The sequence below is a fragment of the Aeromonas sp. sia0103 genome, from assembly GCF_963895295.1.
Lineage (GTDB): Bacteria > Pseudomonadota > Gammaproteobacteria > Enterobacterales > Aeromonadaceae > Aeromonas > Aeromonas encheleia.
This window is the reverse complement of the sequence record NZ_CAWQKG010000022.1, coordinates 314,082-330,638: the sequence shown is the minus strand read 5'-3', so window position 1 is coordinate 330,638 and position 16,557 is coordinate 314,082. Positions and strand designations below refer to the sequence as shown.

Sequence of the window (16,557 nt, the reverse complement as noted above, 5' to 3'; positions counted from 1 at the left end):
CATAAGGGGTAGCGTCATGGCCAGACCCAATACAGCGCTTCTGTTGACCGGTGGCGGTGCCCGCGCCGCCTATCAGGTCGGTGTCCTCAAGGCCGTGGCCGAGCTCTACCCCCGCAACCTCGGCATCCCGTTTCCCATCCTGTGCGGCACCTCGGCCGGGGCGCTGAACGTCACGGCGCTGGCCTGCTACGCCTCCTGCTTCCATCTTGGGGTGCGCAAGCTGGAGTGGATCTGGCGCCGCTTCGAGACCCACCACATCTTCGACTTCCACCCCTGTCAGCTGCTATGGCGCACCCTGTATCAGGGCTCGGCCGGCCTCATCAGCCCGAGCAGCAACCGCGCCTTTCACCTGTTCGACAATGCGCCGCTGCGCCGCCTGCTGGAGCAGGTCATCGACTATCACCGCATCGATGACAACATCCTCTACGGCAGCCTGGAGGCCATCGCCATCACCGCCTCTGACTATGATGACGGCCTCTCCACCACCTTCTTCCAGGGGCGGGCCGAGCATCAGCCCTGGGAGCGGGCCAGACGGCGTGGCCTGCGCACCCTGCTCACCTCGGATCACCTGCTGGCCTCCTCGGCGCTGCCCTTCGTCTTCCCGGCTACCCGCATCGGCGACAGCTTCTACGGGGACGGCTCCATCCACCAGCTGAGTCCATTGAGCCCCGCCATTCACCTGGGGGCGGAGCGGATCCTGCTGGTGACCCTGGACTCGCCACACCCGGCGGCGATGGCGCCGCATCAGGGCCATCTGACCAGCTCCAACATCGCCGGCCATCTGCTCAACACCGTCTTCTCCGACACCCTCAATTCGGATCTGGAGCGGCTGGGGCGCATCAACCAGACCCTGGCACTCATTCCGGATCGGGAGCGCAATCGGCTGAAGCTGCGCCAGGTGGAGACCTGTGTGATCAGGCCTAGCCAGGATCTGGATCTCATCGCCCTCGACTACCTGCCCAGGCTGCCGACCCATGTGCGCCGCCTGCTGCGAGTGATGGGGGTCACCGGCAGCGAGAGCAGCAGCTTGGCCAGCTTCCTGATGTTCGATCCGGGTTACTGCCAGCAGCTGATAAAACTCGGCTATCAGGATGCGCTGGGGGAACGCCAGCGCATCGAGGCCTTCCTGGGCATAGAGGAGCGGATCCGTGAGGAGGCCTGAGGAGGCGGCTTGCCTAGTGCCCCTCCAGCAGGCGCTGCTCGGCCCGCTCCATCGCCACCGCATTGCCAAACAGCACCAGCCGATCGCTGGCGGCCAGCCGCAGCTCGGGTCTCGGTTCCAGGCTCTGCTCGCCGCGATGGATCGCCTTGATCCGCACCTCGCCGAGGGCCAGCTCCCGCACCCGACGCCCCACCGCCCAGGCCTGATCGTGCAGCAGCACGGGGTGCAGCCGCTCGAGCAGCTGATCCGTCTCCAGGTTGTTGGCGCTCTGATCCCCCCAGTAGAAGCCGTGCAGGAAGCGGTACTGGCTGCTGCGCTCGTGCTCCATGCGCCGGATCACCCGACCTATGGGGATGTCGCAGTTGACCAGCAGGTGAGACACCAGCATCAGGGCCCCCTCCTGGGATTCGGGGATCACCTCGAAGGCCCCGGCCTGCTTGTAGTGTTCGAGAAAGCTGTCGTCCCGGGTGCGCACCAGCACCTTGACCCCGCTCGCCAGCTCCCGGATGAGGGTCAGCATGGCATCGATCCGCTTGCGATCATCGAAGGTGATGATCACCAGCCGCGCCCGGGTGAGGCCGGCGGCCAGCAGGATATCCCGGCGGCTGGCGTCACCGAACGCCACCTGCTCCCCCGCCAGCTTGGCCTCGTTCACCCGCTCCGGATCCAGATCCAGCGCGAGGAAGGGCAACTCCTCGAGCTTGAGAAAGCGGGCACAGGTCTGCCCGGTGCGGCCGAAGCCGGCGATGATGACGTGCTGATGCTTGCTCAATCCCGACTGGGCCACCTCGGAGCGGGAGTGTAGCGCCGCATCGGTGAGGGAGTGGGCCAGCCCCTGCGCCTTCTGCACCAGCCAGGGGGTCAGGGCGATGGAGGTGACCCCGATGCCGATGAGCAGGGAGACCTGCTGCTGGCTGAGCAGACCATGGTGGCTCGCCAGCGCCAGCAGCACGAAGCCGAATTCCCCCACCTGACTCAGCATGATGCCGGCCGCCATGGCATCGCGCTTGCGCTCCCCCATCAACCGGCCCGCCAACAGCACCAGCAACGACTTGAACAGGATCAGCCCCAGCACGCTGGCGAGCACCAGCCACCAGACCCGCGCCACCAGCTGCCACTCCATGGCCATGCCGATGGTGATGAAGAAGAGCCCCATCAGCACGTCCCGAAACGGCTTGATGTCGACCTCGAGCTGATGGCGATAGTGGGACTCCCCCAGCATCATGCCGGCCAAGAAGGCGCCGAGCGCCATGGAAAGCCCCATCCACTGGGTCAGCGACGCCGCCAGCAAGGCCACCAGCAGGGCGCTGAGCACGAACAGCTCGTCGGAGCGCGCCCGCGCCACCTCGTGAAACAGGGTGGGCAGCAGCCATTTTCCCACGGCGAGCAGGGCGATCAGGGCGAACAGCCCCTTGAGGGAAGCCCAGGCGATCTCCGCCAACAGGGCGCTGCCCTGCACCTCGGGCCTGGCGAGTATGGGGATCATCACCAGCAGCGGCACCACCGCCAGGTCCTGGAACAGCAATATGCTCACCCCGAGCTGGGCGCGGCGGGTGTGCAGCTGCTTCAGTTCCCCCAGCTGCTTGATCACCACGGCGGTGGAGGAGAGCGCCAGGGTGCCCGAGACCACCAGCGCCTGGGACAGGGTCAGCCCCCACCACCACCCTAGCCAGAAGAACAGCGAGGTGGTGAACAGCACCTGCAGGCCGCCGACCCCCAGCACCAGCTTGCGCATGGAGAGCAGGCGCGGCAGTGAGAACTCGAGCCCGAGGGAGAACATCAGGAAGACGATGCCGAGCTCCCCTATGGTCTGCATGATCGCCTGCCCGGTGACGATGGCGGCGCCATGGGGGCCGAGCAGCATGCCGACGAACAGGTAAGCGAGGATCACCGGCTGGCCGAGGCGCCGGAAGATCGCCACCAGCAGGACGGCGGCGAGCAGCAGGATCAATACGTCTGCATACAATGGCTTCTCCCATTTATCTCCCGGCGCGGCGGCCGCGAGGCCAACCCCTTCACCAGCGTTGAGGAACGCCTCGGGCTCCCGGCGTCCATTTCACTCGCGCTTGCCTCTGGCGGTTCTGCACTGGGTCCAAGCCCGTCGGTTCTACACTGGGCCGCCCATCCACGACGGGGCCGACGAGGCGTTAGCCGCATCGCTGGCACCCCGCCAGCCACCTCTTTTTTCCTTCCTTTTTGTTTCGTTAAGCCTAGCCAGCGCCCTTGTTCACTATCGAACATATTTAGGGCACAAGTATTGCAGGGAAGGGGCAGGCAAGGACAAGCAAGCTGGATGGTTAGGGGCTGTCGCGTGGAAAACACATCATCATTGAATGGCTTCGGGCATGGCATCGAGCAGTGGGTGCAGCAGATGGAGCGGCTCAGGCCGCTGGCCGGCCAGGAGCGCCAGCAGTTGCTCGAGCGGCTGCTGGCACAACGGGATCTTGACGCCCTGCTGGCAATCTTTGCCGAGCGGGTGGCAAAGGTTGTCCGTATCCATAGCCTCCATCTCGACTGCGACCAGCCCCATAGCCTCATCTGCCGGCCGCCCCAGACCCATCAGGTGCTGCATAGCTATCGATTCGAGTTGCGTGGCCAGCATGATCAGCGCCTCGGTCTGCTGCAATACGAACTGGAGCAGCCCCTGAGCGACGATCAGCAGCGGCTGCTGCGCCAATATCATCAGCTGCTTTGCCTGCCACTGCCGCTCTATCTGCGGCTGGATGGGCTGGAGCGGCAGGTGCGGCTCGATCACCTGACCGGGCTCGGCAACCGCTCCTACTTCGATGAGGCCATAGGTCGCGCGGTGGAGCAGCACTGCCGGGAATCCCACGGCCTGGTACTGGTGTTGCTGGATCTGGACAGGTTCAAGCAGGTCAACGACACCTGGGGTCACCCTGTGGGGGATCTGGTGCTGAGCCGCTTCGCGCAACTGCTCAACGGCTGCATCCGCGGCACGGATCAGGCCTTTCGCCTCGGTGGCGACGAGTTCGCGCTCTTGCTGCAACCCGCCGAACCCGAGGCCTGGCGCCCGGTCTGGCTACGCCTGCAACACGTGATGCACAGCCACGAGGAGCTCAGCGCCTTCGCGGTCAGCTGCAGCCTGGGTGCCGCCAGCTGGCAGGCCGGGGTGGATGTGCAGAGCCTGTATGAGGCGGCGGATGCCCACCTCTACGCCCGCAAACGGGCCGGAGTCAGCGGTGCGTCAGAGTGATGGTCCAAGCTGATGCCCCCATCAATACGCCCGCAAGAAGGCCGCAGTCACCGGCCCATCGGAGTAACGGCTCAAGCCAGTTCCAGCCGATGCCCCCATCCATACGCCCGCAAGCGGGCCGCAGTGACCGGCCCATCGGAGTAACGGGTAAGGCTCACCCCTTGGCCGGATCCCGTATCTGCAGTGCCAGCCGATGCCCCCATCCATACGCCCGCAAGCGGGTCGGAGTGACCGGCCCATCGGAGTGATGGGCAGGGTTCAAATCTCGACTGGCTCAGGTTTCTGCCAATGCCAGCCGATGCCGCCCGCCGGCACCTGAAAACCGTCACATACGAAGAGGCCGGCAACCGCCGCCACCTGCTCGCCGTAATAGAGGATGGGGATGCGGCCCCGCTGCCAGGAAGGGACTCCATATTCCTGCAGCAGCTTCTTCAGCCGTCGGCTGCCCACCCGCCCCACGGGTTTGAGCATGCTGCCCGCCGCCACCTGAAAACGCACCGACAGCGGCTCGTCCGCCCGGGGCAAGCGCAGCCCCTCCCCCTCGGGTTGCAGACGCAGGCTGAGCCGGCCCAGCCCGTCCGGCAGCTCAACCGACTCCCCCACCCGGATGGGCAACTCCTCGTGCCGGGGCAGCAGATTGGGCCGCACCAGATACAGCCGTCCCTGAAAGCGGCGGCACTGCAGATCCTTCAAGCCCAACTGCGGATTGGCATCCTCCCGCGCCAGCGCCACCTCCTGCCAGAGCAGGCCAAGCAGCTCCCGCGAGGGCATCTCCCCGCCCTGGCGGCGGATCCAGTGGCGCAGCAGGTTGTTGCGCCTGGCCGGCGACAGGGCCTGCAACGGAGCTATGTGCAAGGCATCCCCCTCCCCGGCTCTATGCCAATCCTCTTCCGCCAGCTCGGTGATCAAGGCCTCCTGCTCGGCGCAGATCGCCATGCTGCGCGCCGCCGTCTGGGCCATGGCGGGCCAGCGCGCCTTGAGCTGCGGGATCAGCGTCTGGCGCAGGAAGTTGCGATCATAGCTCTCGTCCAGGTTGCTCTCGTCCTCCACCCAGCCATGGGGCAGGCTCGCCGCCGCCTCCGCCAGCTCGGCCCGGCTGACCTCGAGTAGCGGCCGCAGCAGGCGGCCACCGGCGAAGGGCTGATCTGGCACTGTGCCCGCCAGCCCCCGCAAGCCGGCGCCGCGCTTGAGCGCCAGCAGCAGAGTCTCCAGCTGATCGTCCTGGTGGTGGGCGCTGAGCAGCCACTCCCCCTGCCCGAGGTGGGCAGCCAGGCACAGATAGCGCGCCTCACGGGCCTGGGCCTCCAGGCTCTCGCCGTTGCCGCGCGCCAGCTGCACCCGCTCGACCTGGAGCGGTACCGCCAGCTGCCGGCACAGGCCTTCGCAGTGCGCCACCCAGGCGTCGGCATGGGGGCTCAGGCCGTGATGCACATGCAGGGCGCGCAGCCCGAGCCGGTGTTCGCGGGCAAATTGCACCGCCAGCACCAGCAAGACGGTGGAATCGAGCCCGCCACTGAAGGCCACCAGCAGGCCTTTGGAACCTTCCGGCGCTGGCAGGGTCTGACAAAAACGAGAATAAATACGAGAAATCATAGGCTTCCCCAAAACAGCTGGTGGGATCTTAGCAGAGTCAGGCTTATCAAGCTGTAACCGGACTGCTAGAGTGAGATCCCTCCCGAGCTGGGCAGGGAAGCTGAATAACCCGAATTGGAATCAAGCGAATGAACAATAAGAAAAGCATACTGGCCGGCCTCATCGGGTTGGCGTTGTTAGCCGGTTGTAGTCAGGCGCCGGACACAGCAAGCAAGCACTCCGGCCTCGCGCTGGCCAACATGGACACCCGGGTCAAGCCCGGTGATGACTTCTTCCGCTACGTGAACGGCCACTGGCTCGCGACGGCCAAGATCCCGGACGACAGGCCGGCCGACGGCGCCTTCTACCTGCTGCGGGACAAGTCCCTCGCCGATGTGCGGGTGCTGGTGGAAGGGCTGGACGGCAAGGCGGCCGCGGCGGGGACGCCGGCCCAGCAGATCCACGATCTCTATCGCAGCTACCTGGATCAGGGCACGCGAGACGCCAAGGGCACGGCCCCGCTGCTGCCCCAGCTCAGCGAGATAGACCGGATCAGCGACCAGAGCACGCTGGCCAAGGCCTTCGCCCAGGCCGGCCGCCTCGGCGGCAATGCCCCGTTCGGCTTCTGGATCGATGCCGACGCCAAGGCGCCGGACAGCTACGCTGTCTACCTCTATCAGTCCGGGCTCGGCCTGCCGGATCGGGATTACTACCTCAAGAGCGATGCGGCCAGCCAGGCGCTGAGACAGAAGTACGAGCAACACATCGCCGGCATGTTGAGCCGCTTCGGCGAGACGGATGCGGGACCCAAGGCGAAACGCATCCTGGCCCTGGAGACCCGGATCGCCCAGATCCAGTGGGACAACGTGGCCCTGCGGGATCGGGAGAAGAACTACAACAAGGGCTCCCTCGGCGAGCTCAAGCGCCTAGCCCCCGCCATCGACTGGGACGCCTATCTCGGCCAGGCCGGCCTCGCCGGCCAGAGCAGCCTGGTGATCGGCCAACCCAGCTATCTGTCGGCCCTCAACGGCCTGATGCAGCAGACCCCGATCGGCGACTGGCAAGCCTATCTCAAGTGGCACCTAATCACCGATTACGCCCCCTATCTCGACGGCCAGACCGATCGTCAGAACTTCGCCTTCTTCGGCACCACCCTGAGCGGTACCCCCAAGCAGCGCGCCCCCTGGGAGCGTGCGCTCGGGGTACTTGACGATCTGCTGGGTGAGGCGGTCGGCCAGCTCTATGTGGAGCGTTACTTCCCGCCCCAGGCCAAGGCCCGCATGGAGCAGCTGGTGGAGAACCTGCGCACCGCCTACGGCCAGAGCATCGAGGAGCTGGACTGGATGTCGCCGACCACCAAGACCCAGGCCCTTGAGAAACTCGCCAAGTTCAGGCCCAAGATCGGCTACCCGGACAAGTGGAAGGATTACAGCGCCATCGAGATCCGCCAGGACGATCTGGTGGGCAACCTGCAGCGGGCCCGCGCCTTCGAATACGCCGACAACCTGGCCCGCCTCGGCAAGCCGGTGGACAGGGACGAGTGGCACATGTCACCGCAGACGGTGAATGCCTACTACAACCCGAGCAACAACGAGATAGTGTTCCCGGCCGCCATACTGCAGCCCCCCTTCTTCGACATGACAGCGGATGACGCGGTCAACTACGGCGCCATCGGCGGCGTGATCGGCCATGAAATGGGCCACGGCTTCGACGATCAGGGCGCCAAGTCCGACGGCGACGGCGTGATGCGCGATTGGTGGACCCCAAGCGATCTCAAGGAGTTCCGCTTCCGCACCAGCCGGCTGGTGGCCCAGTACAACCGCTTCGAACCCATCAAGGGCCAGTACGTCAACGGCCAGTTCACCCTGGGGGAGAACATCGGCGATCTCGGCGGCCTCACCATAGCCCACAAGGCCTACCTGCTGTCGCTCAAGGGCGAAGAAGCGCCGGTGCTGGACGGTTTCACCGGCGAGCAGCGCTTCTTCCTCGGTTGGGCCCAGGTGTGGAAGGGCATGTATCGACCCGAGCTGATGCAGATGCTGCTCTCCTCGGATCCCCACTCCCCGCCCGAGTATCGGGTCAACGGGGTGGTGCCGAACATCCCCGCCTTCTACGAGGCGTTCAACATCCAGCCGGGCGACAAGCTCTATCTGGACCCTGCCAAACGGGTCAAGATATGGTAATAGAGAGGGCAGAGAAATCCTCCCTGTCTGGACCCGGCCAAGCGCACCGGATAGGGTAGTGAAAGAGAAGGTGCCGGACCCGACACGGAGTCCGGCGCCGAACACAGACATGACGGCAGGGGCAAGCCCCTGCCATCCCAGCAGCAACAAGGGTCACATCCATGAAAGCCTTATTGATTACTCTCGGACTGCTCACTCTGCCACTGACCAGCCAGGCGGCAGAGGGCTTCTTCAAGCAGCTGACGCTCCCCACCGGTCAGGTGCTCACCGTCGCCGAGGGACGCGGTGAACCCGCCTCCATCGGCAGCTACGACGTGCGCCTCTACTCCGGCGCCAACCCCCAGTTCCCCCTCGATCAGTTCATCGATGGCAAGGTGCAGGCGCGGGACGGCGGCATCAAGGAGCTGAAGTTGCAGGATCTCAACGGTGACAAGCAGCCGGAGCTCATCATCATAGTGGAGAGCGCCGGCAGCGGTGGCTACCTCAGCGCCGATGCGTTCACCATCAACCCGCAGGCCGGGCTCGACAGCTTCAACCACGTCACCGAGCTGGCCCCCGGCGACGACGTGATCCAGGCGCTCAAGACCCCCCGCGATTGACTGGCTCGCTCACACCCACCACTTTGTAACACAGCCCCGCATCGCGGGGCTGTTGCGTTATCGCAGGCTGAGGCCGCTCTCATCGCCCACCCCCCTGAGCCTCTCCCCCCACCTGTCTTGACACCTCATGGCCCCGATAGACGACCCTTTTCTTCTGTGCCTATAATCGCCGCACGGTGCCATCACGAAAATAAGGAGGTAAAAAATGGTTATCCAAGCGTGTCCGATGTTCTCGGCCCGCCTGTTCGGCACATTCGAGTGCTCTTGCCTGCATACCATCGCGCTGCGATAGCGGGTTCGAGCAAAGCCGACTCCCTTCTTGACCGAGACCTTTCTCGACCGTTGTCGCCAGCGCTCCTGATGACAGGGATTTTCGATCCCGCATTTTAGAGAGCAAGAGCATGACAACTTTGATGAGCACCCACTCCCTGCAGATGAACGCAGGAGAGCTTCCCCTGTTCGACAGCATCGATCTCAGCATCCACAGCGGTGACCGCATCGGCCTCATAGGCGCCAACGGTAGCGGCAAGAGCACCCTGCTCAGCCTGCTGGCCGGCCAGGTCGAGCCCCATGACGGGCGCATCCACAGAGCCGCCCCCTGTCGCTGCGAGTTCGTGACGCAGCACCTTCCCAGCCGTTTGCACGGGCTCAGCACCCGCGCCGCCCTCGGCGATGCCGTGGCGGACGATCCCGCGCTCGGCTGGCAGCTGGACAAGATGCTCGAGGATCTGCAGTTGGCGCCGCACGCCACCCAGGTCGTCACCAGCCTGAGCGGCGGCCAGCACAGTCGATTGCAGCTGGGCCGCGCCCTGCTGCGCCAACCCAACCTGCTGCTGCTCGACGAGCCAAGCAACCACCTGGATCTCCCCTCCCTGCTCTGGCTTGAACAGTTCCTGCAGGGCTGGCGCGGGGCCTTGGTGCTGGTCTCCCACGATGCCCGCCTGCTCGACCGGGTCACCCAGGACACCCTGATCCTGCGGGACAGACGCCTCTATCGCTTCGCCCTGCCCTGCAGCCAGGCCAGGGCGGCGCTGGTACAGGAGGACGAGAGCGCCCGCCAGCGCCGGGCCGATGAACAGAAGGAGATCGACCGCCTGAGCGCCAGCAGCAAGCGGCTCGCCATCTGGGGACGGGAGCATGACAACGCCAAGCTGGTGCGCCAGGCCAAGTCCATGGAGAAACGGATTGTCAGGCTGCGGGAGGAGCAGAGCCTGGTCGGCGCCGGCGCCCCCTGGCGGCTCGAGCTGCACGGGCTGGGGCTGCCCGCCGACGCCCTGCTGAGGCTGGAGGCGCTCGACGTGCGCCCGGCCCCCGCCTTGCCGCCCCTGCTGCGGGCGGAGGGGCTCTGGCTGCGCTCCGGCGACAGGGTCGCCCTGCTCGGTGCCAACGGGGCGGGCAAGTCCTCCCTGCTGCGCCAGTGTTGGCGTGAGCTGTGCGAGCAGCGCCAGGCGGAGGGCTGGTACCGTCACCCCGCGGCCAGCATCGCCTACTACGATCAGTCCCTGCAGCAACTCGACGGCCAAGCCACCCTGACCGATGCGCTCTATGCCCTTGCCCCGCTGCCGGCGATAAGCCTGCGCCAGGCCCTGATCCGCGCGGGCTTCCCCTACGCCCGTCACGGCCAGCGGGTGCATGCCTTAAGCGGCGGCGAGCGGGCCAGACTGCTGTTTCTCGCCCTGTCGCTGGCGAGCCATCACCTGCTCTGGCTCGATGAGCCCAGCAACCATCTGGATCTGGAGGGCAAGGAGGAGCTGGCCGAGGCGCTGGCGCAGTTTGCCGGCGGGGTGCTGCTGATCTCCCACGACCGGGATCTGATCGAGCGCAGCTGCAACCGCTTCTGGGTGATCAGGGAGGGCAGGATCCTGGAGGCCCACGGCGCCGAGCAAGCCTATGCCGAGCTGCGCGGCGACAGCCTGCCCCCCGGCGGCATTGCACCCCATGAGGCGCCGACGGAGGAGGCCACCCTGGCGGAGGGCGACGAGGCGCTGCTGGCGCGCTGGTACGAGCTGGATGGCCTGCTGGCCGCCGATCTCGCCCGCAAGCCCAGGCATCAGACCCCAAGGCTGCAGCAAGGCTGGCGCGACGAGTTGCAACGGCTCGCCGAGCGGCTCGGCCTCGACTGACGGCTAACCTCGAGCACCATGAAAAAGCCCCGCACTGGCGGGGCTTTTTTTATCCGTGACACGGCGTTACTCGATGGTCGAGAGGCGGCTGGCATGGCCCCGACGACGATGGCGCCGCCACAGGGAGAAGAGGCCATAGCCCGCGCTCAGCAGTAGGGCGTAGAGCACCTCGGAGGCGAGCGCCACCAGCACCGCTAGGCAGAGCAGCACGCTCAGGCCCGCCAGCCCCTTGCCCACCCCGCCGAGCAGGCGCCAGCCCGCCGCCATGCAGAGCAGGTAGACCAGCACGAAGTTGCCGTTGGCGTAGCGAATGAGCGCATCCAGCGGCAGCCGCCACCAGAGGATCAGGGTGATGGAGAGCAGGCAGATGGCGAGCACCCAGCACAGGGCCGCCAGCGGGGCACCGCGGGCGCTGAGCCGGGAGAGGGAGACCGGCAGCTTGCCCTCCCGCGCCATGCTCCAGATCAGGCGCGCAAAGCCCTGCAGATAGATGTTGATGCTGGCGAAGCAGGAGAGATAACCCAGGATCGCCACCAGCCACTTGGCGGTCGGCCCGAACAGCAGCGAGAGCAGCGCCGGGATGGCGGTGGCATTGGTCGCCTCATCGCCATAGAGCCCATATTTGAGCACCACCAGCGAGTGGACCCAATAGATCAGCCCCGCCAGCAGCACGCCGCCGAGCAGGGCCAGGGGATAGTCCCGCTCCGGTCGCTTGAACTCCTCCCCCATGTGGGCGAAGGCCTCCAGCCCGACGAAACACCAGAACATCACCGCCAGCGCCGTGCCCATGGCGGGCCACTCGGCTGCCGTCGGCAGCGGCTGGGCCGCGTCGCGCCAGCTTAGATCTCCCTTGATCCAGATGAGCAGGGTCAGCCCCAGGATCGCCAGCGCGATGAGCAGTTGCAGGTTGCCGGAGGAGCGGGCGCCGCGCAGGCCGAGCAGGAAGACCCCGAGCAGGGTCAACAGCTGGATGGCCCACAGGGTCAGCTCGCCCAGATCGAACAGGGCGTGCCAGAAGCCGGCGGCTATGGTGAGCGCGGCGGGCAGCCCCACCGGCAGCACCGCCAGAAACAGGAAGGCGGAGAAACGCTCGGCACCGTTGCCAAAGGCGAGCCCGATCAGATGGGGTGCCCCGCCCGCGTGGGGATAACGGCGGCCGAGCCGGGCGAAGGTGAAGGCGATGGGCAGCACCAGCACGATGAGCAACAGCCAGGCCCAGAGCGAGGCGCCCCCCGCCAGCGACGCCGCGGTCGCCGGTACCACGAAGATCCCGGTGCCGAGCAGGGAGGTGGCGAGCAGCCCCATCCCCTGCCAGAGCCCGAGCTCTTTCTTCAACGCAGACATATCCTTTTGTCCTGACTGGAAAAACACCCCGCCATGTTAGGCCGCTGCCGCGCGCTTGTTAAGGGCTATCGCTGCGCCCATAAAAAAAGCCGCCTCTGTCGAGGCGGCTTTCATGCAAGGGATTGCAGGCTTTATCAGGAAATCAGCTTGTAGATGATGCCGGACATGGCGATCAGGCCAATCAGGGTCACGAAGCCGTTGCTGATGTTGCCAGCGTATTTGCGCATGGCCGGAACCTTGGTGATGGCGTACATCGGCATCAGGAACAGCAGCATGGCGATGATGGGGCCGCCCAGGTCTTCGATCATGCCGAGGATGCTCGGGTTGATGGTGGCGATGGCCCAGGTGGTCAGGATCATGAAGACCGCAGTCACCTTGTTCAGCTGCTTGATGTCAACGTTCTTGCCCTTCTCGCGCAGCGCCTTGGCCATCAGGCCGTTCATGCCTTCTTGCGCACCCAGGTAGTGACCCAGGAAGGATTTGCTGATGGCAACCATGGCGATCAACGGAGCCACAGTGGCGATAACCGGGTTGTCGAAGTGGTTGGCCAGGTAGGACAGGATGGAGATGTTCTGTTCTTTGGCAGCAGCCAGGTCAGCCGGGGAGAGGCTCAGTACGCAGCTGAATACGAAGAACATAACGGTCATCACCATCATGACGTGAGCACCCAGCAGTATGTTGCTGCACTTCTTCTCGGCACCTTCACCGTAACGACCCTTGTTGTCCACCGCGAAGGAGGAGATGATCGGGGAGTGGTTGAAGGAGAACACCATGACCGGGATGGCCAGCCACAGGGTCTTGAGGAAGTCACCGTTGAAGGCGTCAGCCAGCGCTGGCGCTTCGGTGATGATGGTACCGTTCCAGTGCGGGATCAGGTAGAACGCCAGGCCCATCAGGGTGATCACGAACGGGAATACCAGCACGCTCATCGCCTTGACGATGAACTGGCCGCCGAGGCGAACGATCGCCATCAGACCGAGGATCAGCGCCAGCGACAGGATGGCACGGGGCGGTGCAGTCATACCCAGCTGGTGAACAATCACGCTCTCAACGGTGTTGGTGATGGCGACCGAATACATCAGTACGATCGGGTAGATGGCAAAGAAGTAGAGCAGGGTGATGAATTTGCCTGCAGTCTTGCCGAAGTGCTCTTCTACGACTTCGGTGATGTCGCCATCACGGGTGGAGCCGGACAGCACGAAGCGGGCCAGACCGCGGTGAGCGAAGAAGGTCAGCGGCAGGGCCAGGATCAGCATGGCAACCAGCGGCCAGAGGCCACCTACACCGGCGTTGATCGGCAGGAAGAGCACACCGGCACCGATAGCGGTACCGTACAGACCCAGCATCCAGACCAGGTCGGCCTTATTGATGCCACGGGAAGCCTGACTGGCTAAACGACCATCAACTGCAATATTCATGTCGGACATAAGTTGTTCCTGTCATCAAGGAAAGTGGAATCTTGTTGTCTATTGGCCAGCTGGCCCGGTTCCGTTTCCCTGGAACGCCTGCTGTTCGTCCTTGTCACTACCCCCTCACGCCCCGGCAATCAGGCTATCGCTCCTTGTGATAACCGAATTGCAACAAACGACGGCATGAGATCCTGAACTTGGTTGAGGCACCCGCTTGCGTTAACAACTCAGCAACAAGCACCTCATCCGATGAGCTGACTCTAATTAAATGCCCCTATTAATCACAGCGTTTTTTTGAATTAATCAACCAAAGTTTGACTGTGGTCGACTTTCGGTCGTTCGAGATCACATTACAGACGCCGATTTGTTAGCTTTTTTTAACAAATCAAATTTGTTTCAATAGATTCCAATACTTACCGTGATCAACAAATGCGTAACATGCCTGGTTCCGAACGCAGATTGTGTGTCTCAGCCCCTTGGCGTACCCTTGTTTTTCGCCCTCAGCCTGTCGAATCAAGATGACCATCACCCGCACCGATCTCGCCGAACTGGCGGTGTTTGCCGCCGTCGCCCGCCACCAGAGCTTCAGCAAGGCCGCCCTCGAACTCGGGGTCTCGGCCTCCGCCCTGAGCCATAGCCTGAAGGGATTGGAGAGTCGGCTCGGGGTCAGGCTGCTCAATCGCAGCACCAGAGCCGTGGTGCCGACCGACGCCGGTCAGCGGCTGCTGCAACAACTGGTGCCGACTCTGACCCAGCTGGAGGGGGCCCTCGACGAGTTGACCCGTCACAGTGATGAGCCAGTCGGCAGGTTGAAGATCTGTGCGCCGCGCGGGGCCATCGATGAGGTGCTGGCCCCGGTGCTGATCGACTATCTGGTGCGCTATCCGCGGGTGCAGGTGGAGGTGGTGGAGCAGGAGTTGATGCCGCGCCTCATCGAGGACGGCTATGATGCCGCCATCTTCTATGGCGACCTGCTGCCCAAGGAGATGATCGCCATCCCGCTCGGGCCGCTGCAGCGCTATCTGGTGGTGGGATCCCCGGCCTATCTGGCCAGGCGCGGCACGCCCCAGCATCCGGCCGAGCTGGTCCAGCATGACTGCATCGGCTATCGCCTCACCCCCCATCACCACTACCGCTGGGCCTTTGCCGCCGACGGCAAGCTGCTGGAGATCGAGGTGAGCGGGCCGCTGACCACCAGCACCCCGGCCCTCTACCTGGGGGCCGCCGAGGCGGGGCTGGGGCTGGCCTACTGCCTGGAGGAGGAGGTTCGCCAGCAGCTGGCGAGCGGCAGCCTGGTGAGCGTGCTGACCTCATGGAGCCCCACCTTTGCCGGTTTCTGTCTCTTCTACCCCAGCCGCCATCAGCTGGGACACGGCCTGCGCGCCCTGATCGACATGCTCAAGGCGCACCACCAGCCGCCGCAATTACTGAGCGGAATTCATCAACTCATCAAATAAACACCGGATTATCAATCAAAACGTAAAAATCTACACTGGTGCTTCGATCCCAACACAGCAAGAAGCATCGCCATGTCCGCTTATTTCACCCGACGCCAACGGGCCATGACCCGTCGCTTCTGGGGCTATGCCCTCCCCTCCATCCTCGCCATGCTGGTGTCCGGCGCCTATTACCTGGTCGACGGCATCTTCGTCGGCCACTACGTGGGGGCCGCCGGCCTCGCCGGTATCAACCTGGTCTATCCGGTCATCATGGTGCTGATCGGTCTCGCCGCCATGATCGCCATGGGGGCTGCGACCGCCATCTCCTTCCAGCAGGGGGCGAAGAACCTTCGCCAGGCCCGCCAGGCCCTGGTCAACGCGCTCTGGCTGCTGGTGCTGCTGGGCACCACGGCGCCGCTGCTGCTGTACCATTGGCACATCGAGATCCTGCTGGGGCTGGGGATCGAGCAAGGCACCGAGACCTGGCAGCAGGCCAGCGACTACCTCCTGTGGATCGGCGGCGGCACCCTGCTGCTGGCCAGCAACCTGGCGGTACCCTACCTGCTGCGCAACGACGGCCGGCCCAGGCTGGCCATGATCCTGGTCAGTGCCGGCGCAGTGCTCAACATCCTGCTCAACTATGTGATGGTCGGCCGGCTGGGGCTGGGGCTGGTGGGCACGGCCCAGGCCACCCTCATCTCAGAGGGCATCGTCAGCCTGCTGGGCCTCGGCTATTTCTTTAGCTCCCACGCCAGGCTGCGCCTCTCGTGGCGCCAGCTCGTGCCCGATCTGCCAGCCATGCCCGGCCTGCTGTTCACCGGGCTGCCGAGCCTGATCGCCCAGTTCAACCTGGGGCTGCTGCTGCTGCTGCACAATAGCCAGCTGATGGTCCATGGCTCGGTCAAGGATCTGGCCGGCTTCACCGTGGCCGGTTACACCGAGGCGGTGTTCATCGTGATCCTGCAGGGGCTGGCGTTCGGCATCCAACCGCTCATCAGCCAGGCTGCGGGGGCCAAGCGCCACCGGGATCTGAAGTTCCTGATGGAGATGGGGCTCAAGATCACGCTGATCTACGGCATGCTGGTCTGGCTGCTGATCCAGCTGCTGCCACGCCAGGTGGCCATGCTCTACACCGGCGATCAGGATGAGGAGCTGCTGTCCGCTGCCGTCAGCAGCCTGACCCTCAACCTCGCCGCCATCCCGCTGGAGGGGATCATCATGTTCGGCATAGTGCTGCTGCAATCCATGGCGCGCACCCGCCAGGCGCTGATCATCTCGGCGGCCAAGACCCTGCTGCTGCTGCCGCTGATCTTCTTGCTGCCGCTGCAGTGGGGCCGCGATGGGGTGCTGATGGCCCAGCCCACCACGGTGCTGCTGCTGACCCTGCCGCTGTGCTGGCTGCTGTGGCGGGAGTGGCGCCGCCTCGCCCTGGCCTGCGCCCCCCGTCCGCTGCGCCGCACCCAGCCGCTCGGCCCCCGCCAGGAGGCACAACTGACACGCCGCGCCGGCTAG

11 protein-coding genes are annotated in these 16,557 nt (G+C 64.9%); 7 read left to right on the top strand and 4 right to left on the bottom strand.

The window, feature by feature from the left end; all coding sequences use genetic code 11:
* Positions 1 to 16: 16 nt before the first annotated feature.
* Complete coding sequence (locus AACW18_RS09940) at positions 17 to 1,162, top strand: patatin-like phospholipase family protein (RefSeq protein ID WP_218388538.1); 1,146 nt, start codon at positions 17 to 19, stop codon at positions 1,160 to 1,162.
* A 13-nt stretch (positions 1,163 to 1,175) separates the two neighbouring features.
* Here AACW18_RS09940 and AACW18_RS09935 read toward each other — a convergent pair whose 3' ends face one another.
* On the bottom strand, positions 1,176 to 3,128 hold the full coding sequence (locus AACW18_RS09935; RefSeq protein ID WP_218388537.1) for a cation:proton antiporter domain-containing protein: 1,953 nt from the start codon (positions 3,126 to 3,128) through the stop codon (positions 1,176 to 1,178).
* Between the two features lie 327 nt (positions 3,129 to 3,455).
* On the opposite strand from AACW18_RS09935, the gene AACW18_RS09930 reads away from it, so the two are divergent.
* The gene (locus AACW18_RS09930; protein ID WP_218289868.1) at positions 3,456 to 4,376 is read left to right on the top strand and encodes a GGDEF domain-containing protein; all 921 of its coding nucleotides are present in this window, start codon (positions 3,456 to 3,458) and stop codon (positions 4,374 to 4,376) included.
* Between the two features lie 258 nt (positions 4,377 to 4,634).
* On the opposite strand, the gene tilS is transcribed toward AACW18_RS09930, so the two are convergent.
* On the bottom strand, positions 4,635 to 5,969 hold the full coding sequence (tilS, locus tag AACW18_RS09925; RefSeq protein ID WP_218388536.1) for a tRNA lysidine(34) synthetase TilS: 1,335 nt from the start codon (positions 5,967 to 5,969) through the stop codon (positions 4,635 to 4,637).
* Positions 5,970 to 6,097: 128 nt separating this feature from the next.
* Here tilS and AACW18_RS09920 point away from each other — a divergent pair, with 128 nt between their 5' ends.
* The 3 genes from AACW18_RS09920 to AACW18_RS09910 all read left to right on the top strand — a co-directional run bounded on the left by AACW18_RS09920 (position 6,098) and on the right by AACW18_RS09910 (position 10,853).
* Entirely contained in the window at positions 6,098 to 8,131 is a 2,034-nt protein-coding gene (locus tag AACW18_RS09920) for a M13 family metallopeptidase (protein WP_218388535.1), read from the top strand.
* Positions 8,132 to 8,292: 161 nt separating this feature from the next.
* Entirely contained in the window at positions 8,293 to 8,730 is a 438-nt protein-coding gene (locus AACW18_RS09915; protein WP_218388534.1) for a PliI family lysozyme inhibitor of I-type lysozyme, read from the top strand.
* A 401-nt stretch (positions 8,731 to 9,131) separates the two neighbouring features.
* Positions 9,132 to 10,853: an ABC-F family ATP-binding cassette domain-containing protein gene (locus AACW18_RS09910; RefSeq protein WP_218388533.1), complete on the top strand. Its 1,722-nt coding sequence runs from the start codon at positions 9,132 to 9,134 to the stop codon at positions 10,851 to 10,853.
* A 66-nt stretch (positions 10,854 to 10,919) separates the two neighbouring features.
* Here AACW18_RS09910 and yjeH read toward each other — a convergent pair whose 3' ends face one another.
* A complete protein-coding gene (yjeH, locus tag AACW18_RS09905) occupies positions 10,920 to 12,197 on the bottom strand; it encodes an L-methionine/branched-chain amino acid transporter (RefSeq protein WP_218388532.1) in 1,278 nt (425 codons plus the stop codon).
* Between the two features lie 134 nt (positions 12,198 to 12,331).
* A complete protein-coding gene (locus AACW18_RS09900) occupies positions 12,332 to 13,624 on the bottom strand; it encodes an HAAAP family serine/threonine permease (protein WP_218388531.1) in 1,293 nt (430 codons plus the stop codon).
* A gap of 500 nt (positions 13,625 to 14,124) precedes the next feature.
* Here AACW18_RS09900 and AACW18_RS09895 point away from each other — a divergent pair, with 500 nt between their 5' ends.
* Positions 14,125 to 15,063 (top strand): LysR family transcriptional regulator, encoded by a 939-nt coding sequence (locus AACW18_RS09895; RefSeq protein ID WP_042654048.1) that lies wholly within the window; start codon positions 14,125 to 14,127, stop codon positions 15,061 to 15,063.
* Positions 15,064 to 15,135: 72 nt separating this feature from the next.
* Entirely contained in the window at positions 15,136 to 16,557 is a 1,422-nt protein-coding gene (locus AACW18_RS09890; protein WP_218388530.1) for an MATE family efflux transporter, read from the top strand.